Below are 19,752 nucleotides of genomic sequence, written 5' to 3' on the forward strand. Positions count from 1 at the left end.
CCTTCCCTCAGAACATCGGGTAGATGGTGTTGTCCTTGCGGCGCCTGCGGCGGTTCCTGCGCTGCTTGAACAGGGCGGCGAGCTTGCGGAACACAGTGATCACCTCACGGTGGGAGACAGGGAGAGCCGGCGGGAGCGAGGGCTCAGGCGAGGGCGAACTCGGCGCGCAGAAGGTCGGCCACGACCCGCGAACCGTCGTCCGTGTGGTGCGTCTGGTCCACGAACAGCCACGCGTCCCGCTCCGGCGAAGCCCCCAGCGCCTCGTTGACGTCGAGGAAGGGCACACCGTGCTGCTTGCAGACGGCGGCGAGCCGCTGGGCGTAGGCGGCGTGCACAGCCGGGTCGAGGATCTGCTGGAACAGGTTCCACATCTGGGCGCGCTGGCTGTAGTTCTCCTCGATGAGCAGCCGTTCCTGCTCGGTGAGGCGCTTGCCGCTCCACGAGGCCGTGGCCTGGAGGGCGAACAGCACCCGGGCCCCGGTGGGGGCGGCGAGTTCGACGAGCCGGGCGAGGTCCCGCCCGGTCGTCCGGGCCGCGATGTCGATCCGCTGCTCGGGATCGGCCAGCGACCGGTCCTCCTGCCGGGCTTCCCCGCCCAGCCGCCGGGCCGCCTGGGCCAGCCGCCCCTGGGCCCACCCGGGCTGTTTGCCGCCCTGTCCGAGCGCGGGCACGCCGAGCTGCCGGAAGAACTCGCCGGAGAAGAAGAACTGCCCGTATCCGCTGTCCGCGGCGGGCAGCCCGCCGACCACGAGGTCGTTGAGGCCGGAGTAGACGACGATGTCCCGTACGGCGGGCAGTTCCCCCCGGTGCATCAGGAAGAGCAGGGTCTCCTGCGTGGAGTTGAAGGCGGGCGCGGCGAGGTTGAGCCAGGGCCGGGCCCCCGGCGCCTGGGAGAGCAGGGACGGGATGGTGTGCGCGTCGTCCGTCGCCCCGAGCCCGAAGGCGGGCGAGGCCCCCAGCATCAGGCTCACCGGCCCCTCGGGCAGTTCGCCCTTGAGCGAGAACGCCCCCCGCGCCGAGACCGAGTGCCGAAAGCCTCCGGCGTCGGTGTTGATCACGGGGGAGCGGAAGCCGGGCCGGTTGAAGAACATGACGTACGGCGTCCAGCAGATGTCGCCGGTGGCGAACTCCTCGTAGTGGCGCATGTGCGGAGTCAGTCGTTTCTGCTGTTCCACTGGTTCCCCTCCGAGCAGACGGTGAGCCTTGACCGGCGGCCGGCCCGGAGTGGAGTCCGGCCCGGCCGCCCGGGGCTCAGCGACCGTGCTCGGGCCCGCTAGAGAGGTGCTCGAAGGTCGTCGGAGAAGTGGCGACGGTCACCGGGGGCGCGGCGGGTGGTCGCAGGGCGGGGACGCGGACGATGAGGACGAACCAGCCGTCGACGCTCTCGGTGCGCAGGCTGCCGCCGACCTGCCCGGCGCGCGCGGCCATGTGTTCGAGCCCGCTGCCCCCGTGCTGGGACTCGGCGGCGGCATGGGGGCCGTCGGCGGCGGGACCGCTCACCCCGTCGTTGGCCACGGTGAGTTCGAGCTGCCGCAGTTGTCCGTCGCACCTCGTCGCCAGGGTGATCCGGCACCGGGCGGCCCGGCTGTGCCGCAGCATGTTGGTGACCGCCTCGCGCAGCACCACCGCGAGCACATGGCCGACGCGCGGTTCGATGTGCCGGAAGTCGCCCTCGGTCGTCATCTCGATGCCCGCCGAGTCGAGCACCCGCTTGCTGAGCTCGACCTCGTCGAGCAGCCGCAGGGAACGCCTGCCGTGCACCACGGTGCGTACGTCGGCGAGGGCGGCGCGGGTGATCGCCAGTGACTCGGACAGTTCCTGGCGCGCCTGGGCGTCGTCCTTGCCGATCAGCCGGTTCGCCAGCTCGGTCTTCAGGGTGATGGCGGACAGGCTGTAGCTGAACAGGTCGTGCAGGTCCTGGGTGAACCGCACGCGTTCCCGGGACACCGCGACCCAGGCGGACTCCTCGCGCCGCCGGTGCAGTTCGGTGACGAGATCGACCAGCCGGCTCAGCGCGGTGGTGATCAGACCGATGGACGCACAGGACAGCACCATGAAGGCGGCGGTGAAGAGGTCGTCCCCGGTGCCGAGCGCGGTGAGAAGGACGGCCACGTTGATCACGCCGAACAGCGCGTACGCCAGTTTGGCGCGCAGCAGCACGGTGCAGGCACCGGCGAGGAAGCCGGCCAGGGCGCCCGACTGGTGGCCGAGGAAGAACACTGGGGAGAGGGAGAGCAGGGCCTGGAGGGCCAGCGTCCAGGGGAAGCGCCGGTTGACGACCTGGAGGCGGCGGCGGGCCGAGGGCGAGCAGTGCGCCATCTGCAGGACGTAGCAGCAACTCACCACGGCGGAGGCGAGGGTGAGCCCCTCGGGGGTGTGCGAGACCTTGATCAGGTTTGCCACGCCGATGACGGCGAAACCGGCCAGGATGACCGACATGAGGGTCATGGCGTACTTGGGCGGCATCACCGCTGTGGACCGACGCACCGATCCTTGGCGGCTGAGGGTCTGGACGACAGCGGTATCGCGGAGATCCGTATCCGGAAGCGACGTGGCGGCAGATCTGTCGAGGGGGACGTTCCTAACAGCACGTGGGGGGCCTCGCGTTTCTGGTGTGAGGAGTGCGGTGCGGACACGCCACTTACTTTTGCCCAAGCCGGAGACATGACAAACGGAATTCGACCGCCCGGTGCGCTTCTCACACGCAACAGCCCCCGACCCGTTTTCCCGGGTCGGGGGCTGTTCCTCAAGCGGTAGCGGAGGGATTTGAACCCTCGGTGACTTGCGCCACACTCGCTTTCGAGGCGAGCTCCTTCGGCCGCTCGGACACGCTACCGAGGGAGACCTTACAGCAAGGTGGGGCATGGTTTGAAATCGGTATCGGGGGCGCTCTCAGCGCTCCCGGAAGAACGCGGTGAGCAGGCTCGCGCACTCCTCGGCGAGGACGCCCTCGATCACCTCGGGCCGGTGGTTGAGCCGCCGGTCGCGGACGACGTCCCAGAGGGAACCGGCCGCGCCGGCCTTCTCGTCACGGGCGCCGTAGACGACCCGGTCCACCCGGGACTGCACGAGCGCGCCCGCGCACATCGTGCACGGTTCGAGGGTGACGACCAGCGTGCAGCCGGTCAGCCGCCACTCGCCGAGCCGGACGGCCGCCCGGCGGATCGCGAGGACCTCCGCGTGGGCGGTCGGGTCGCCGACCGCCTCGCGTTCGTTGTGCCCGGCACCGAGGACGGTGGCGCCGTCCGGGGCCAGTACGACGGCCCCGACCGGCACATCGGGCCCGGCCTTCCCGGCCTCGTCCAGGGCGAGCCGCATCGCGGCCCGCCACCGGTCGCGCACCGGGTCCGGTGGACCCCCTGAGGGCTCCCCGGTCAGCGGACGGTCTCCAGGACCTCCGAGGCGCCCAGCGCGTCGGCGATCTCGGTGAGCGCGTCGTCCGCCAGGGACTTCAGCTCCTTCTCGCTGACGCCCAGGTCGTCGAGGATGCCGGGATCGCCGACCGGGCCGTGCGGCACGGCCTCGGCGGAGCCGCCGCCCTCACTGGCGCTGCTGTCGTTGTCATCGTCCTCGTCCTCGTCCTCCCCGTCCTCGGTGCCGTCGAGGTCGAGGGAGTCCAGGTCGGCGTCGTCGTCGCCGGGCTCCCTTCCGAGCAGTTCGTCGGTGAGCAGGATCTCGCCGTAACTGCTGCGGGCAGCGGCGGCGGCGTCCGAGACGTAGATACGAGGGTCGTCCTCGCCGTCGATGCGGACGACACCGAACCAGGCGTCCTCCTGCTCGATCAGCACGAGCACCGTGTCGTCCTCGGCCGCGGCTTCCCGGGCGAGGTCGGCCAGATCCGACAGCGTCTCCACATTGTCGAGGAGCTCTGTGTCGCTCGCTTCCCACCCGTCTTCGGTGCGCGCGAGCAGTGCGGCGAAGTACACCGTGACTCTCCCACTGGTCATAGGCGTGCCGGTTGGGGGTCCCCCCGGCGGAGGTCTGCGGGCGGGGAGGCATTGGCTCCGAGCCCCACCCACTCGGAATCGTGGCAGAAACGGAGCGCTCAGGGGACGTCTTCGGCTCCCTGTGTCCGCCCGTTTTGATCGTCCACCAGCGGGATCGTACGCGGCTGACCGTGCGGCGCACGCATCAGGCGGTCCAAGAACGCCCCAAGCCCTACCAGCGGAAGGTGCGCATGCGCATGGCGTGGCGCAGCCGTGCGGCCTTGGCGCGCCGGGGCTGGACACGGTCCCGCAGCTCCCGGGCCTCGGCGAGATCGCGCAGGAACTGGGCGCGCCGCCTGCGGCGCGCGGCGTCGGTCTCCTGTTGTGGGTCCTGCTCCGGCACAGGCACTGGCATAGGCACACCACCCCGTCACGTCCCTCCCACTTTCCCTCTGTCGGGGGGTTTGATGCCAGCGCACGGGTGAAGCGGGGTTTGTGGTTGCCGGGACGCCGGGCAGGGCGGGCCCGGTTACTGTTGTGGACATGCGTCTCCACGTCGTCGACCACCCTCTGGTCGCCCACAAACTCACCACGCTGCGCGACCAGCGCACCGACTCCGCGACCTTCCGCCGTCTCGCCGACGAGCTGGTCACGCTCCTCGCCTACGAGGCCACGCGCGACGTGCGCACGGAGCAGGTCGACATCAACACGCCGGTCTCCCGGACCACCGGCGTGAAGCTGTCCTACCCGCGCCCCCTGGTGGTGCCGATCCTCCGCGCCGGCCTCGGCATGCTCGACGGCATGGTCCGCCTGCTGCCGACCGCCGAGGTGGGCTTCCTCGGCATGATCCGCAACGAGGAGACGCTGGAGGCGTCCACGTACGCCACGCGTATGCCGGAGGACCTCTCCGGCCGCCAGGTGTACGTCCTCGACCCGATGCTGGCCACGGGCGGGACGTTGGTCGCCGCCATCCGTGAGCTCATCAAGCGCGGCGCGGACGATGTGACGGCCGTGGTGCTGCTCGCCGCGCCCGAGGGCGTGGAGCTGATGGAACGCGAGTTGGCGGGCACCCCGGTGACGGTGGTGACGGCAGCGGTCGACGACCACCTCAACGAGCACGGCTACATCGTCCCGGGCCTCGGGGATGCGGGCGACCGCCTCTACGGCGCCGCTGAGTAGAACGCCCCAAAGGGGCGCGGGGAACTGCGCGACCAGCCACAACAGGCCCGCAGTCGCGCAACAACCGCACCCCTACGGCGAAATGGCGTCTCTCAACACGCCTTCTTCGAAGAACTCGGCGTCGGCTGCGGCTTCCCCAGCGCGGCCAACGCCTTGTCCGCGTCCGCCTTCTTCGTCAGCGTCTTGAACCCGGTGCCGATGACCAGATCGACATCGCCACCCTTACGCCCGTCCGCCCGCGTCTCGGCGCCACCCAGCTGCGTGCCCAGCACCGGCAACGACGTGCCCATGGCCGACGTACGCCCCAGCAACAGCCCCGCGCCCTTGACCTTCTTGTCGAACTCCGCGGACGCGTTGCCCACATCGCCGATCTTGAAGCCGCGCTTCTTCAGCTCGTCCGCGGTCTTCTTCGCGAGCCCCGCGCGGGGCGTGGCGTTGAAGACGTTGACGGTGATCTGCGCGGGCCTGGGATAGGCCGACGAGGACGTGGACGCCGAGGCCGACGGCGAGGCGGATGTCGCGCAGTCCGCCTTGGGTCCCGCCGCGGACGCCTTGTCGTCGTTGCCGGTGAAGATGCCGATGAGCTGCAACGTGCCCCAGCCGACGAGGCCGAGCGCGGCGACGGAGGCGACCAGCGCCAGCACGAGTCTGCCGCGCCGCCTGGGCCGGCGCATGCGTGGGTATGTGTCCCCCGTGATCCGGTACTTGCCGCCCATGCCTGGGGGAGTCAGCATGCTCATGGGCGCAGCGTAGTGCGCCGGGGCGGCGATGCCTACTAAATGATCATTGGATCCGGGTCAGGTGAACCCGAAAGGGCCAACCCTCTACAGGGCGGCCACTTAATCCAGCTCAAGTACACGCGCGTGCAGTACCTGGCGCTGCTGGAGCGCCGCCCGTACCGCGCGGTGCAGGCCGTCCTCGAGATACAGGTCGCCCTGCCACTTCACGACATGCGCGAAGAGGTCGCCGTAGAACGTCGAGTCCTCGGCGAGCAGGGTTTCCAGGTCGAGCTGGCCCTTGGTCGTCACCAACTGATCGAGGCGGACCGGGCGCGGCGCGACGTCCGCCCACTGCCGGGTGCTTTCCCGGCCGTGGTCGGGGTACGGCCGGCCGTTTCCGATGCGCTTGAAGATCACACGGAAAGCCTACCGGTCAAGACCTTCCGGGCGCAGCCATGGCGACGGAGTGTGATGCTGGAAAAGATGCCGTAAACGGGGGCAAACCGGAACAGGTGCCTGAGATGAGTGACAGCGAGACCATGCCGCCGGCCACCGCTCCCGAGGCGCCGGGCAGTGCCCCCGCGCTTCCGAAGGAGGCCTTGGAGATCGCCTCCGGGTACGCCTTCGCCGGCCCCGCCCTCGATCTCGGCGCCCTGTTGTGGGACGGGGTGTGTCTGCCGGACGCGCAGGTCAGGATCCCGCTGCCGATGCTGAACCGGCACGGACTGGTCGCGGGCGCCACCGGCACCGGCAAGACCAAGACGCTCCAGCTGATCGCCGAGCAGCTCTCCGCGCAGGGCGTGCCGGTGTTCCTGGCCGACATCAAGGGCGACGTGTCCGGCATCTCGGCCCCGGGGCAGCCGAACGACAAGGTCCGCAGCCGCTCGCAGGAGGTCCATCAGGAGTGGACGGCGACCGGCTTCCCGGCCGAGTTCTACGCCCTCGGCGGCATCGGTCACGGCATCCCGGTCCGGGCGACGGTCACCGACTTCGGCCCGCTCCTGCTCGCCAAGGTGCTCCAGCTCAACCAGACCCAGGAGCAGTCCCTCGGCCTGATCTTCCACTACGCCGACACCAAGGGCCTCGAACTCGTCGACCTGAAGGACCTCAGGGCCGTCGTCACCTTCCTGACCTCCGACGAGGGCAGGCCCGAGCTCAAGAACATCGGCGGCCTCTCCACCGCCACGGCAGGGGTCATCCTGCGCTCCCTCACCGCCTTCGAGGCGCAGGGCATGGCCGACTTCTTCGGCGAGCCCGCGTTCGACACCGCCGACCTGATGCGCACGGCGTCCGACGGGCGCGGCCTGGTCTCCGTCCTCGAACTGGCCGCCGTACAGGACAAACCCGCGCTGTTCTCGACGTTCCTGATGTGGCTGCTGGCCGACCTCTTCCACGATCTGCCCGAGGTCGGGGACGCCGAGAAGCCCAAGCTCGTCTTCTTCTTCGACGAGGCGCATCTGCTCTTCAACGACGCCTCGAAGGCGTTCCTCGACTCCATCACGCAGACCGTCCGGCTGATTCGCTCGAAAGGGGTTGGCGTCTTCTTCGTGACGCAGACCCCGAAGGACGTACCCGGCGACGTCCTCGCCCAGCTCGGCAACCGTGTCCAGCACGCGCTGCGGGCGTTCACACCGGACGACCAGAAGGCGCTGAAGGCGACGGTGAAGACGTTCCCCAACTCGGCGTACGACCTGGAGGAGCTGCTCACCGGCCTGGGCACGGGCGAGGCCGTGGTGACCGTCCTGAGCGAGAAGGGCGCCCCGACCCCGGTCGCGGCGACCCGCCTGCGCGCTCCCGAGTCCCTGATGGGCCCGATCGAGCCCGCCGCCCTCGACGAGGCGGTGAGGTCCTCGCCGCTCCACGGACGTTACGCACAGGCTGTGGACAGAGAGTCGGCGTACGAGAAGCTGAACACCTCCGGCGGGGCGAAGGGCCCGGACGAGATGACGGCACCTCCCAAGGCAACCCCTAAGGCGGCCCCCAAGGCCACCCCGAAGGCCAAGGAGGACCCCTCCGTCGTCGAACAGGTCGTCGGCAGCGGCATGTTCAAGTCCCTCGCACGCTCCCTCGGCACACAGATCGGCCGCGAGATCACCCGATCGATCTTCGGTACGGCCAAGCGGAGGCGGTGACCCAGGGCCCGCCTCCGCCTGTGGATCAGCCGCGCTCGCCCTCCTTCACCGGCGGCTTCTGCTCCTGAGTGACCGGCGGCTTCGGTGTGTTGCGGGCGGCCTCGGCGCGCAGCAGGGCGCGCAGGACGGCGTACGGGTCGACGGGCATGGTGAGGGTGCTCCTTGCGTTCGTTGCTGGAAACGGCCTCTGACGCGAGGGCCGGTCAGCAGCGCAGGACCACCGTGCGGAGGGTGAGCAGGGCGTACGACGGGTGCGACGGCGCCGGGAGCGGGGCGCGCTCAGGGACGGCGGGGGCCGGGGGCGGGGCCAGGGGCGCGGGTCGCAGCGGGGCGACGGAATGCTGGGAGGCCGGTCGCAGGACCGTGTCGAGGACGTCGTACTCGGCGGCCTCACTCGCCGCGACCGGCACGGCGGCGTGCGCCCCCGCGTGGGCGCCGGGCACGAGCAGCGCGAGCAGCAGGACGAAGGCGCGGAGCCAGGCGCGGGTGCTGCTCATGGTTGCTGGTCTCCCCCGGGGCGTACGAGGTTCATCGCCTCGCCCGTCAGATCCGCCCGCACGGGTTACTCAGATGGTGTGCGGCACTTGCCGGGCCCGCCCGCGCATCCGTACCGCCGTGACGATCTCGACGATCCCCACGACGACCAGCCAGATCCCGCCGACCACGGTGAGGACGGCGACCGACTCGAAGGGGGAGTCGATGAGGACGATCCCGGCGACGAAGGTGACGATCCCGAGGAAGACCTGCCAGCCGCGGGCCGGCATCGACGGGTCGGAGGCGGCGGCCAGGGTCTGGGTGATGCCGCGGATCAGCCAGCCGATGCCGATCCACAGGGCGAGCAGCAGGAGCGACTGCATGGGGCCGCGGAAGCAGAACAGGCCCAGCAGGATCGACAGGGCGCCACTGATGAAGGCGAGCACGCGCAGTCCGGTGGTCTTGTGCGTGCCGAAGGCGGAGACGAGCTGGAAGACCCCGCTGACGACGAGGTAGACACCGAAGAGGAGGCCGGTGGCGCGGAGCGTGGAGCCCGGCCAGACCAGCACCAGGACGCCCAGGACGAGGGAGGCGAGCCCGGTGACCAGGACCACCTGCCAGGCCGCCCTGGACAGCGCGTGGAGCGGTCCTTCGAAGGGCGGTTCGGGCTCATGGCCGCCCCGCGGGGCATGCTGCGCGTGAACCTTGCGGTCGTCGTACTCCGGGCTCCAGGAGGAGCCGCCAGGTGCCTCGGTCATGGTTCATGCTCGGACCGCGTACGACGGTGCCGCGAGGCGGATGAGCCGTTCGGCTCAGTTCTTCGCGGCCTTCGCCGCCTTGGCCGCCGCCTTCATCTCCTGCTTGTGCGCCCGCACCTTGGACAGGGATTCAGGGCCCGTGATGTCGGCGACCGACCGGAAGGACTTCGTCTCGCCGTAGGCGCCCGCGGCCTCCCGCCAGCCCTTTGGGGTGACGCCCAGCTGCTTGCCGAGCAGGGCGAGGAAGATCTGGGCCTTCTGCTTGCCGAAGCCGGGAAGTTCCTCCAGTCGGCGGAGCAGTTCGCGGCCGTCGGCCACGCCCTTCCAGACCAGTTCGGCGTTGCCGTCGTAGTGCTCGACGAGGTACTGGCACAGCTGCTGGACCCGCTTGGCCATGGAACCCGGGTAGCGGTGGACCGCCGGCTTGTCGGAGAGGACGGCCGCGAAGGCCTCCGGGTCCTGGGCGGCGATCTCGTGGGCGTCGAGGTCGTCGGCGCCGAGCCGGTCGGCGATCGTCCGGGGCCCTTTGAACGCCCACTCCATCGGGACCTGCTGGTCCAGCAGCATCCCGACGAGCGCGGCGAGCGGGGAGCGCCCGAGGAGCTCGTCGGCCTCGGGGTCCTGGGCGAGGTGCAGGGTGACGTCCATGCCCTCGATCATGCCGTCCGACCCGTCGAGCCGCTCGGTCAGGCCGCCCGCCAGTACCCCAGCGCGTGCAGGCGCTCCTTGGGGACGCCGAGGTCCTTGCGCACGTAGGAGGACAGGGTGCGGGTCGTCCCGGTGTCGCAGGCGATCCAGACGTACGCGTCCGGGTGGGCCCGCAGGAGGTCCGGGAGGTCGGTCTTCACCTGGGTGACCAGGTCGTCGCCGGTCCGGACGTCGTGGCGGGACGCGTCCGTGCGGAAGGGGAGGCCGTCGGGGGCGCCCGCGAACCAGATCGTCGCCGGGGACGAGTCGAGCGCCGCCAGCAGGGAGTTGATCGCGGGCAGCGAGGCCGGGTCGCCGATCGCGAAGACATGCGTCGGGGCCGGGTCGGGGTGGGTGAACGCCGTGCCGTGGACCGTGGCCTCGATGGTGTCGCCCGGCACCGCCGCGCGGGCCCAGTCGCTCGCCACGCCCTCGTGGAGCGCGAACTCCAGGCTGAAGGTGCCGGCCGCCGGGTCCGGATCGACGAGCGTGTACGCCCGCTGGTGCGGCTTGCCCGCGGCCAGGAACCACAGCCGCACCCACATCGTCGGGTGCACCCCGGTCGCGGCGAGCAGTCCGCCGTCGGTGAGGTGGAGCCGCCGGTAGTGCGGGGTGACGTCCTCGGCGCCGGTCACCGTGAGGACGAAGTCCTTCGCCCGCAGCAGTCTGAGGACCGCGCCCTCCCAGCCGTGCCCCTGCCCCATCGTCTCTTCACCCCTCGCGTACGATTCCACCACGACCTACTTAGGTGAGCCTAACCTAAAGCACAGGAGACCCCCAGCGTGAGCGCCGAGATCTACCGAGATGCCTGGGGTGTCCCACATCTGCGCGCCGACAGCGTGCGCGAACTCGCCCGCGCCCAGGGCCGGGTCACCGCCCGCGACCGCGCCTGGCAGCTGGAGGTCGAACGGCGCCGCGCCGACGGCACCTCGGCCGCCCTCCTCGGCGTCGACGCCCTCCCCTGGGACCGCTTCGTCCGGCGCGCCCGCGTCGACGACACCGCGCGACGCTGCTTCGCCGACCTCGCGGCGAAGGACCCCGAAACGGCCGACTGGGTCCAGGCGTACGTCGGCGGCGTCAACGAAGGTCTGGCCGAGACGGCCCTCCCCCTCGGCACCCCCGGCCGCTGGGAGCCGTGGACCCCGCTCGGCGTCTGGCTCGCCACCCACATCCTGTTCGCGGGCTTCCCGGCGAAGCTCTGGCGCGAGCAGGCCGTCCGGCATCTCGGCGAGGAGGCCGTCGGCCTGTTCGCCATCGACGGCCCCGGCACCTCCGGCAGCAACGGCTGGCTGGTGAGCGGCGAGCGGACCGCGACCGGACAGGCCGTCATCGCCGGCGACCCGCACCGCTTCATCGAGGACCCCGGCGTCTACCAGCAGATCCACCTCTCCTGCCCGGAGTTCGACGTCGTCGGCCTCGCCGTCCCCGGCGTCCCCGGCATCGCCCACTTCGGCCACACCGGCACGGTCGCCTGGGCCATCACCAACGCCATGGCCGACTACCAGGACCTGTACAGCGAGAAACTGCGCCGCACCGGCGCCGGGGTCGAGGCCCTCGACCCGGACGGGAGCTGGCGGCGCGCCGCCCGGCACACCGAGACCGTCGAGGTCGTCGGTGAGGAGCCGGTGGAGGTCGAGGTCATCGAGACCGCGCGCGGGCCGGTGATCGCCGGTGGCCCGGAGGGCCTCGACGACGGTTCCGAGGGAAGCGACGACGGCACCCCGCTCGCCCTCAGCCTGCGCACCCCGCCCCGCGTCACCGGTGACCTGGGCTTCGGCACCCTGCTGCCCCTGCTGCGCGCCCGCCGGGTCGCCGACGTCGACCGGGCCTTCGACCACTGGGCCGAGCCGGTCAACGTCGTGCAGGCCGCCGACACCGAGGGCGGGCTGCTGCACCGGGTCGCGGGCCGGGTGCCGGTACGGTCCACGGCCAACCGCACCCGGATCGTGCCCGCCTGGGAGGCCGGGCACGAATGGACCGGCTGGCACGAGATGCCGTACGGCGAACTCACCGACGGCGTCGCCGTGATGGCCAACCAGCGCGGCCCGGCCGCCCCGCTCGGGGTCGAGTTCGCCCCGCCGCACCGGGCGAACCGCATCGCCGCGCTGCTCGCGGAGAAGGAGAAGTGGAGGGCCGCCGACATGCCGGCCATCCACATGGACACCCATCTCGCCTCCGCCGCGCCCCTGTTGGACCACCTCGCGGCCCTCGAAGACCTCAGCCCCGAGGCCGCCGAGGTCAGGGACACCCTCCTGGCCTGGAACCGCCGCATGGACGCGGACAGTCCGGCCGCCGCCCTCTACTCGGCGGTGCGCGGCGCGGTCGTACGACGGCTCGCCGCGCACCCCGCGTTCGCCGCGCTCACCACCGCGCCCGCCTACCCTGAGGTCCTCCTCCCCTGGCTCGGCCTCGTCCCGCGCATCGGCTACGCCCTCGAACACCTGCTGCGCGCCGAGGAGTTGTACGGCGTCGACCGGCCCGCGGAGGTCCGGGCGGCCGTCGAGGAGGTGGCCGCGGGCAAGCCGGTGAAGACCTGGGGCGAGACCCACCGCCTGGTTCCCTGGCGGGCGTTGCCGGAACCGTCGTACGACGAACCCGGGCTCTCCGGCGACCACGACTGCGTCCTTTGCACCTCGGCCGTCCCCGGGCTGACCGACCTGGCCGCGCGCGGGCCCGCCGCCCGTTACGTCTGGGACCTCGCCCGGCGTGAGGACAGCCGCTGGGTGGTGCCGTTCGGCGCCTCCGGGGTGCCCGGCTCACCCCATCACCGTGATCAACTGCCCCTGTGGCTCGGCGGCGACCTCGTCCCGGTCGTCACCGACTTCGAACAGCTCAGCAAGGAGAGCGATGTCTGACCTCCACGTCCACACGCAGGACGTCGACGACTTCGGCACCGTCCGTATCCGGGTGCTCGACGCCAAGGCCGACGCCGGGTTGGTGCACGGCTGGGTCAGCGAGGAGCGCGCCGCCTTCTGGGGCATGAACGGCCTCACCGAGGACCAGGTCGCCGAGATCTACGCCCACATGGACACCCTCGACACCCATCACGCCTACCTCCTGGAGAAGGACGGCGAGCCGGTCGGGCTGCTCCAGACCTACGAGCCCGAGGCCGACCGGGTCAGCGAGTGCTACGCCGTGGAGCTCGGCGACATCGGCGTCCATCTGCTCCTCGCGCCCGCCGGGACCGACGGCGCTCGGGCGGGCTGGTCCTCCGCGCTGCTCGGCGCCGTCGCCTCGTACGTCCTGGTCGGCCTCGACCGGCGGCGGGTCGTCGTCGATCCCGACGTGCGCAACGAGAAGGCGATCGCCCGCTTCCTGCGTCAGGGGTTCGTGGCCGGGGAGCGGGTGGTGCTGCCGGAGATTGACATCCCGGACGTGTACCTGCCCGAGAAGCACGCCCAACTCGCCTTCCTGCGCCGGGAGGTAGCCTTCCCCGGGTGACCCCGGATGACCTCGTCGCCCACTACGGACTGGAACCGATCCCGCGCGAAGGGGGTCTGTTCCGCCGTACGTGGGAGGGCCCCGAGCGGGCCGACGGCCGCCCCGAGGGCACCGCCATAGTCGCCCTCCTCACCGCGGCCGACTACTCCGCCCTGCACCGCCTGCCCGCCGACGAGATCTGGCACCACTACCTCGGCGACCCGCTGGAACTCCTCCTCCTCGCACCCGACGGCACCTCCCGTACGGCGGTCCTGGGCCCGGACGTCCTCGCCGGTCAGCACGTCCAGCTCACCATCCCCGCCGGTACCTGGATGGGCGGCCGCACCCTCGGCGCCTGGACGTTCTTCGGGTGCACGATGGCCCCGGGGTTCACCTACGAGGGTTATGAGCACGGGGACTTGACGGACCTCGTGGCGCGTTACCCCGCCGATGCCGACCGGATCGCGCGACTGTGCCGTCCATGAGACTCCTCGAAGGACAGACCGCCCTGGTCACCGGTGCGGGCGGCGGCATCGGCCGCGGCATCGCCCTGCGCTTCGCCGAACGGGGCGCGGCGGCCGTCGCGGTCCACTGCCGTACGTCGGTGGCGGCGGCGGAGGAAGTGGCGGAGCGGGTACGGGAGTCGGGCGCCCGTGCCGTCGTGCTGCGGGCCGACCTGCGGGACGAGGACGCGTGCCACCGGCTGGTGCGCGACGCCGCCGAGTGGGGCGGCGGGCGCCTTGACGCGCTGGTCAACAACGCCGGTGTGCAGCCCGTCCGGGCGCTGGCCGGGATGGGCGCGGACGAGTGGCGCGAGGTCGTGGACGCCAATCTGTCCAGCGTGTTCGCGTGCACGCAGGCCGCGGCCGAGGTCATGGGCGAGGGCGGGTCCGTGACCCACATCGCCTCCATCGAGGCGCACCGTCCCGCCGCCGGGCACGCCCACTACTCCGCCGCCAAGGCCGCCGTCGTCATGCACGCCCGGTCCGCGGCCCTGGAGTACGGCCCGCTCGGCATCCGTGTCAACAGTGTCTCGCCCGGCCTGATCGACCGGGAGGGGCTCGCCGGCGACTGGCCGGAGGGAGTGGCACGGTGGCTGGACAAGGTGCCCCTGGGACGGCTGGGCCGGCCCGAGGACATCGGTGACGCCTGCGCCTTCCTCGCCTCCCCGCTCGCCTCCTGGATCACCGGACAGGACCTGGTCGTCGACGGAGGAGTGTCGGCGCGGCCGACCTGGTGAGTGTTCCGGCGCGCGCGTACGTACATGTTCCGGAGCGGCGGGACGGAGTGCGGACGTGGAGCGTGACGGTGGCCGAGGTCGGCGGCGATTTCAAGGGCTGGTGCTGCTGGGCACCGTGCTGGTCCTGCTCCTCTTCGGCGGCGCGGGACCCGCGTCCGCCCACGCCGCCCTCCGCGCCACCGACCCCGAGGACGGAGCCGTCCTCAAGTCGGCCCCCCGTCAGCTCACCCTGACCTTCACCGAGTCCGTCGGTCTGCTCGACGACTCCTTCCGCGTCCTGGACCCGAAGAACCAGCGGGTCCGCACCGGCGAGGCCGAGCACGTGCCGGGCCGTTCCGACACGGCCCGGGTGACCCTGCCGGCCAAGGGGCTCGGCGAGGGCACCTTCACCGTGGCCTGGCGGGTGGTCTCGGCGGACAGCCACCCGGTGTCGGGCGCGTTCACCTTCTCGGTCGGCAAGCCCTCGGCCACCACGGCGTCCGTGGACCCCGGCCCGGTCGAGAACCCGACGACCGCCGCCCTCTACAACATCGCCCGCTATCTGGCCTATCTCGCCGCCGCCCTGCTCATCGGCACGGCGGTGTTCCTCGCCGGCTGCCGCCCGGCCGACGCGACCGTCCTGCCCCGGCTGCTGTGGGCGGGCTGGTGGACGCTCACCGGATCGACCGTCGCCCTGCTGCTGCTCAGGGCGGCCTACGAGACGGGGACGGCCCCGACCCTCGACGGCTTCGGCCGGACCCTGACGACCCGTCCCGGCCAGGTGCTGCTGGCCCGGCTGGGGCTGCTCGTGCTGACGGCGCTGTATCTGCGCTGGGTGCGCAGGGCGTGGAGCGCCAAGGGCACCCGGATCGTCGGCGGTGTCCTCGCCGTCGCCCTGGCCCTGACCTGGGCCGCCGGTGAGCACGCCTCGGCCGGTATCCAGGTGCCGGTTGCGATGGCCTCCTCCGTGCTGCATGTCCTCGCGATGGCGGCCTGGCTGGGCGGCCTCACCGCCCTGGTGACCACCCTGTACCGGGCGTCGGTGGTCGAGGCCGCCACGGTCGCCCGCTTCTCCCGGCTCGCCTTCGCCTGTGTGACCGTCCTGGTCGTGACCGGCGTGTACCAGTCCTGGCGCGGCCTCGGCTCCTGGGCGGCGCTGACCGGGACCTCGTACGGCCGTCTGCTGCTCTTCAAACTCACGGCGGTGGTCGTGCTGCTCGGGGCGGCCGGGCTGTCGCGGCAGTGGGCGGCGCGGCTGGTGACGGTGGACGCCGAGAGCGTCGTACGCGTGTCGGAGCGGGTGCCTGAGCCGGTGGGCGGGCCCGCGCTGCCCGCGCCGGAGAAGCCCGCGCAGGCCCCCGATGACGGCGGCTACCGGCGGGGGCTGCGGCGGTCGGTCGCCGTCGAGGTCACCGTGGGGGTCGTCGTGCTGATGCTGACGACCGTGCTGACCGGCACGCTGCCCGGGCGGGCGGCGGAGGAGGCGGGCGCCGAGGCCCCCGCCGGCGGGCTGCCCGTCGCCTCGGTCACGAACGTGCCCTTCGACCTGGGCGCCGCCGGGCGCGGGACCGTGCAGATCACCCTCGACCCGGGGCAGGTCGGCCAGAACCAGATCCAGGCCGTGGTGTTCGGCGCCGACGGCGGCTTCGCGACCGTCCCCGAGCTGCGGCTGACCTTCACGCTTCCGTCCCAGGACATCGGCCCCCTCGACGCCCGGCTCAGCGACCGGGGCGGCTACTGGGGCACGAACGACTTCAGCCTGCCCCTCGCCGGCACCTGGACGATGCGGACCACCGTGCGGATCTCCGAGACCGACCAGGTCAGCGAGACGGACTCGGTCGAGATCAGGTAGCGGGCCCGGAGGGCCTGTGCGACGGGTCGAAGGCCATTCGGGCCTTCGGCCCGATCTTGTATGTGTCGGTCACGTTTCCACAAAGGTGCCATTCCGCTCTTGACGCATGACAGGACATACGGCTGTCATTACGCAACCGTGTTCGGTCAAGTTGATTTCTGGTCGTTTACGACGGACTTCAGCATTCCCCTTCGCCCTGCCTGGCCGAACCCTGCCCACAGGAGCCGTTCATGTCCGACCTCCACCTCCCCTCGCCCAGCCGCCGCACCCTGCTGCGCGGCATAGGCGGCGCCGCCGTACTCGGCGCCGGCATCCCCCTGCTCAGCGCCTGCGGCGGCAGCGGCACCGCCGCCGACCCGAAGACCGTCAGCCTCGGCTCCAACGGCTCCGACGCGGTGCCGAAGAAGGCGTACGCCGAGATCTACGCGGCGTTCAAGAAGCAGTCCGGGATCACGGTCGACGTGAACACCAAGGACCACAACACCTTCCAGGAGCAGATCAACGCCTACCTCCAGGGCACGCCGGACGACGTGTTCAACTGGTTCGCCGGGTACCGGATGCAGTTCTTCGCGGCCAAGGGCCTCGCCACCCCGCTCGACGACGTGTGGGCGAAGATCGGGGACAACTTCCCCGACGCGATGAAGAAGCTCAGCAAGGGCGCGGACGGCAAGTACTACTTCGTCCCGCTGGACACGTACCCGTGGGCGGTCTTCTACCGCAAGAGCGTCTTCCAGAAGCACGGCTACACGGTCCCCACCAAGTGGGACGAGTTCGTCGCCCTGTGCAAGCAGATGAAGAAGGACGGCCTGGTCCCGATCGCCTTCGGCGACAAGGACGCCTGGCCCGCCCTCGGCACCTTCGACCAGCTCAACTTCCGTACCAACGGCTACGACTTCCATGTCGACCTGATGGCCGGAAAGGCATCCTGGACCGACGCCAAGGTCCGCAAGGCCTTCGACCTGTGGGCCGAGATCCTGCCCTACCACCAGGACGGCGCCGTCGGCCGCACCTGGCAGGACGCCGCCCAGAGCATGCTCTCCGGCAAGGCCGGCATGTATCTGCTGGGCTCCTTCGTGGGCCAGCAGGCCACCGACAAGACCATCGCGGACGACCTCGACTTCTTCGCCTTCCCGGAGATCAGCCCCGAGTTCGGGCAGGACACCGTCGAGGCGCCGACCGACGGCTTCATGATGAGCAAGAGCCCCAAGAACCACGCGGGCGCCGTCAAGCTCCTGGAGTTCCTCGGCACTCCGGAGGCCGAGGCCATCTACCTCAAGGCCGACTCCAGCGTGGTCGCCGCTTCCAGCACCGCGGACACCTCCTCGTACACCGCCCTGCAGAAGAAGGCGTACGACATGATCAGCGGCGCGAAGAGCCTCACGCAGTTCATGGACCGCGACAGCCGCCCCGACTTCACCTCGACGGTGATGCAGCCCGCGCTGCAGAAGTTCATCCGGGACCCCAAGGGCATCGACGGCATCCTGTCCTCGGTCGAGCGCCAGAAGAAGACGATCTTCGCCTCCTCATGACGACCGGCACCGAGACCACCGAGACCCCCAAGGCGACGCCCCTCGCGTCGCCTTCGGGCGTTGCCCCGCGCAAGAGGCCGACGGGCCACCGCCGCCTCCTCACCCGCCGCGACCGGATCACCCTCGGTCTGATGGCGGGCGTGCCGACCATCCTGCATGTCGCCCTGGTGTGGCTGACGGCACTGGCGTCGATCGCTTTGGCGTTCACGACGTGGGACGGCATCGGGTTCGACTCGATCAAGTGGGTCGGCCTGGACAACTTCCGTGAACTGTTCACCACCAACCCGCAGTTCTGGCCGGCCGTCCAGCACAACGTGATCTGGTTCGTGGTGCTGATCCTGCTGCCCACGCCGTTCGGCCTGTTCCTGGCCGTGCAGCTGGACAAGAAGATCCGCTTCAGCCGCGTCTACCAGACCGCGTTCTTCCTGCCCGTCGTCATGTCGATGGCCGTCATCGGGTTCGTCTGGCAGCTCATCTACAACCCCGACACCGGCCTGATCAACAGCGTGATCGGCGCCAACACCCCCGGCCACTACATCGACTGGATCGGCGACCCCGACCTCAACCTGTGGGCCATCCTGGTCGCCGCCTCCTGGCGCCACGCCGGCTACATGATGATCCTCTACCTCGCCGGCCTCAAAAGCGTCGACCCCGCCCTGCGCGAAGCCTCCGCACTCGACGGCGCGGGTGAGTGGCAGACCTTCAAGAACGTCATCTTCCCCACCCTGCGCCCCACCAACACCGTCGTCCTGGTCGTCACCATCATCGAATCGCTGCGCGCCTTCGACCTGGTCTTCGTCTTCAACAAGGGCGCCCAGGGCACCGAACTGCTCTCCATCCTGGTCACCAACAACATCATCGGCGAGTCCAGCCGCATCGGATACGGCTCCGCGATCGCCGTCGTCCTGCTGGTGATCTCCCTCGCCGTGATCGTCCCGTATCTGGTGTCCACCTTCCGTAAGGAGCGGCGCGCATGAGCACCCTCGCCCTGCGCGGGAAGCCGGTCCGCCCGGCCCGCATCCTGCTGCACACCTTCCTCATCGTGACCTCGCTGGCCTGGCTCGCCCCCCTGCTGTGGGCGCTGTTCGCGGCGCTGCGGCCGTATGCGGAGACCAGTGAGAAGGGGTACGTGTCCTGGCCCGACAAGCTGAGCCTGGACAACTTCACCAACGCCTTCCAGCAGTCCGACATGCTCCACTACTTCGGCAACACACTGCTCATCGCCATCCCGGCGGTGCTGCTGACGCTGCTGCTGTCGTCGATGGTCGCCTTCTACGTCAGCCGCTTCGACTTCCGTCTCAACCTCGCCCTGCTCCTCATCTTCACCGCAGGCAACCTGCTCCCCCAGCAGGTCATCATCACCCCCCTCTACCGCCTCTACCTCCTCATCGACCTGCCCGGCATCACCATGAGCGGCAAGCTCTACGACTCCGCCCTCGGCCTGGTCCTCATCCACATCGCCTTCCAGTCCGGCTTCTGCGCCTTCGTACTCAGCAACTACATGCGCTCCCTGCCACACGAGCTGACCGAGGCAGCGCTCGTGGACGGGGCGTCGGTGTGGCGGCTGTACTGGCAGATCACCCTGCCCCTGTGCAAACCGGCCATGGCCGCCCTGGCCACCCTGCTCTCCATCTGGATCTACAACGACTTCTTCTGGGCCATCGTCCTCATCTCCACCGGCGAGAACATGCCCATCACCTCGGCCCTGAACAACCTCTCCGGCCAGTACTTCACCGACCCCAACCTCGTCGCCGCCGGTGCCCTCCTCACCGCCATCCCCACCCTCGTCGTCTACTTCACCCTGCAACGCCAGTTCGTGAGCGGCCTGACACTGGGCGCCAACAAGGGCTGAACCCC

General features: G+C 70.7%; 22 protein-coding genes and 1 tRNA gene. 10 read left to right on the plus strand and 13 right to left on the minus strand.

The annotated features are described in order from the left end of the window. Positions 1-143: 143 nt before the first annotated feature. The 6 genes from OG885_RS23785 to OG885_RS23810 form a co-directional block, all read right to left on the minus strand. The gene (locus OG885_RS23785; RefSeq protein ID WP_405734797.1) at positions 144-1,175 is read right to left on the minus strand and encodes an IopA; all 1,032 of its coding nucleotides are present in this window, start codon (positions 1,173-1,175) and stop codon (positions 144-146) included. A 76-nt stretch (positions 1,176-1,251) separates the two neighbouring features. Next, positions 1,252-2,487, minus strand: a complete 1,236-nt coding sequence (locus tag OG885_RS23790) for a sensor histidine kinase (protein ID WP_405734799.1) — start codon at positions 2,485-2,487, stop codon at positions 1,252-1,254. A 264-nt stretch (positions 2,488-2,751) separates the two neighbouring features. Next, positions 2,752-2,836: transfer RNA gene (locus OG885_RS23795), tRNA-Ser, on the minus strand. 56 nt (positions 2,837-2,892) lie between these two features. Next, complete coding sequence (gene tadA, locus OG885_RS23800) at positions 2,893-3,318, minus strand: tRNA adenosine(34) deaminase TadA (protein WP_405742843.1); 426 nt, start codon at positions 3,316-3,318, stop codon at positions 2,893-2,895. A gap of 56 nt (positions 3,319-3,374) precedes the next feature. Next, positions 3,375-3,926 carry a hypothetical protein gene (locus OG885_RS23805; RefSeq protein ID WP_405742844.1) on the minus strand — a complete coding sequence of 184 codons (552 nt, stop codon included), beginning with the start codon at positions 3,924-3,926 and terminating at the stop codon, positions 3,375-3,377. 232 nt (positions 3,927-4,158) lie between these two features. Further along, entirely contained in the window at positions 4,159-4,341 is a 183-nt protein-coding gene (locus OG885_RS23810) for a hypothetical protein (protein ID WP_399953708.1), read from the minus strand. Positions 4,342-4,469: 128 nt separating this feature from the next. Between OG885_RS23810 and upp the strand changes: the two genes are divergently transcribed. Continuing rightward, positions 4,470-5,105: a uracil phosphoribosyltransferase gene (gene upp / locus OG885_RS23815; protein ID WP_399953710.1), complete on the plus strand. Its 636-nt coding sequence runs from the start codon at positions 4,470-4,472 to the stop codon at positions 5,103-5,105. Positions 5,106-5,197: 92 nt separating this feature from the next. Here upp and OG885_RS23820 read toward each other — a convergent pair whose 3' ends face one another. Together OG885_RS23820 and OG885_RS23825 are read right to left on the minus strand one after the other, a co-directional pair. Continuing rightward, positions 5,198-5,845: a LytR C-terminal domain-containing protein gene (locus tag OG885_RS23820; RefSeq protein ID WP_405734802.1), complete on the minus strand. Its 648-nt coding sequence runs from the start codon at positions 5,843-5,845 to the stop codon at positions 5,198-5,200. Positions 5,846-5,944: 99 nt separating this feature from the next. Further along, complete coding sequence (locus OG885_RS23825) at positions 5,945-6,241, minus strand: type II toxin-antitoxin system VapB family antitoxin (protein ID WP_003999914.1); 297 nt, start codon at positions 6,239-6,241, stop codon at positions 5,945-5,947. Between the two features lie 104 nt (positions 6,242-6,345). On the opposite strand from OG885_RS23825, the gene OG885_RS23830 reads away from it, so the two are divergent. Beyond that, the gene (locus tag OG885_RS23830; RefSeq protein WP_405734804.1) at positions 6,346-7,956 is read left to right on the plus strand and encodes a helicase HerA-like domain-containing protein; all 1,611 of its coding nucleotides are present in this window, start codon (positions 6,346-6,348) and stop codon (positions 7,954-7,956) included. A gap of 25 nt (positions 7,957-7,981) precedes the next feature. Here OG885_RS23830 and OG885_RS23835 read toward each other — a convergent pair whose 3' ends face one another. The 5 genes from OG885_RS23835 to OG885_RS23855 all read right to left on the minus strand — a co-directional run bounded on the left by OG885_RS23835 (position 7,982) and on the right by OG885_RS23855 (position 10,579). Then, positions 7,982-8,104 carry a hypothetical protein gene (locus OG885_RS23835; RefSeq protein ID WP_405734806.1) on the minus strand — a complete coding sequence of 41 codons (123 nt, stop codon included), beginning with the start codon at positions 8,102-8,104 and terminating at the stop codon, positions 7,982-7,984. A 55-nt stretch (positions 8,105-8,159) separates the two neighbouring features. After that, the gene (locus OG885_RS23840; RefSeq protein WP_405734808.1) at positions 8,160-8,453 is read right to left on the minus strand and encodes a hypothetical protein; all 294 of its coding nucleotides are present in this window, start codon (positions 8,451-8,453) and stop codon (positions 8,160-8,162) included. A 69-nt stretch (positions 8,454-8,522) separates the two neighbouring features. Then, positions 8,523-9,188: an HdeD family acid-resistance protein gene (locus OG885_RS23845; RefSeq protein ID WP_405734810.1), complete on the minus strand. Its 666-nt coding sequence runs from the start codon at positions 9,186-9,188 to the stop codon at positions 8,523-8,525. A 54-nt stretch (positions 9,189-9,242) separates the two neighbouring features. Further along, a complete protein-coding gene (locus OG885_RS23850) occupies positions 9,243-9,836 on the minus strand; it encodes an HhH-GPD-type base excision DNA repair protein (protein WP_405734812.1) in 594 nt (197 codons plus the stop codon). Between the two features lie 38 nt (positions 9,837-9,874). Further along, positions 9,875-10,579 (minus strand): siderophore-interacting protein, encoded by a 705-nt coding sequence (locus OG885_RS23855; RefSeq protein WP_405734814.1) that lies wholly within the window; start codon positions 10,577-10,579, stop codon positions 9,875-9,877. A gap of 78 nt (positions 10,580-10,657) precedes the next feature. Between OG885_RS23855 and OG885_RS23860 the strand changes: the two genes are divergently transcribed. The 8 genes from OG885_RS23860 to OG885_RS23895 all read left to right on the plus strand — a co-directional run bounded on the left by OG885_RS23860 (position 10,658) and on the right by OG885_RS23895 (position 19,747). After that, positions 10,658-12,730 carry a penicillin acylase family protein gene (locus OG885_RS23860; protein WP_405734816.1) on the plus strand — a complete coding sequence of 691 codons (2,073 nt, stop codon included), beginning with the start codon at positions 10,658-10,660 and terminating at the stop codon, positions 12,728-12,730. Continuing rightward, positions 12,723-13,316 carry a GNAT family N-acetyltransferase gene (locus OG885_RS23865; protein ID WP_405734818.1) on the plus strand — a complete coding sequence of 198 codons (594 nt, stop codon included), beginning with the start codon at positions 12,723-12,725 and terminating at the stop codon, positions 13,314-13,316. Before OG885_RS23860 ends, OG885_RS23865 begins: the two co-directional genes overlap by 8 nt. Further along, positions 13,313-13,780, plus strand: coding sequence for a cupin domain-containing protein (locus OG885_RS23870; protein ID WP_405734820.1), 468 nt, complete (start codon positions 13,313-13,315; stop codon positions 13,778-13,780). The genes OG885_RS23865 and OG885_RS23870 overlap by 4 nt, the downstream gene beginning before the upstream one ends. Beyond that, on the plus strand, positions 13,777-14,535 hold the full coding sequence (locus tag OG885_RS23875) for an SDR family NAD(P)-dependent oxidoreductase (protein WP_405734822.1): 759 nt from the start codon (positions 13,777-13,779) through the stop codon (positions 14,533-14,535). Before OG885_RS23870 ends, OG885_RS23875 begins: the two co-directional genes overlap by 4 nt. Positions 14,536-14,635: 100 nt before the next feature. Next, positions 14,636-16,366: a copper resistance CopC/CopD family protein gene (locus tag OG885_RS23880; protein WP_405742846.1), complete on the plus strand. Its 1,731-nt coding sequence runs from the start codon at positions 14,636-14,638 to the stop codon at positions 16,364-16,366. Positions 16,367-16,596: 230 nt separating this feature from the next. After that, positions 16,597-17,895: an ABC transporter substrate-binding protein gene (locus OG885_RS23885; protein ID WP_405734824.1), complete on the plus strand. Its 1,299-nt coding sequence runs from the start codon at positions 16,597-16,599 to the stop codon at positions 17,893-17,895. After that, on the plus strand, positions 17,892-18,872 hold the full coding sequence (locus OG885_RS23890) for a carbohydrate ABC transporter permease (RefSeq protein WP_405734826.1): 981 nt from the start codon (positions 17,892-17,894) through the stop codon (positions 18,870-18,872). Before OG885_RS23885 ends, OG885_RS23890 begins: the two co-directional genes overlap by 4 nt. Continuing rightward, positions 18,869-19,747, plus strand: a complete 879-nt coding sequence (locus tag OG885_RS23895) for a carbohydrate ABC transporter permease (protein ID WP_405734828.1) — start codon at positions 18,869-18,871, stop codon at positions 19,745-19,747. Before OG885_RS23890 ends, OG885_RS23895 begins: the two co-directional genes overlap by 4 nt. Positions 19,748-19,752: the final 5 nt, after the last annotated feature.

Origin of the sequence: Streptomyces sp. NBC_00028, assembly GCF_045041065.1 — a bacterium.
In the GTDB taxonomy this organism is placed as follows: domain Bacteria; phylum Actinomycetota; class Actinomycetes; order Streptomycetales; family Streptomycetaceae; genus Streptomyces.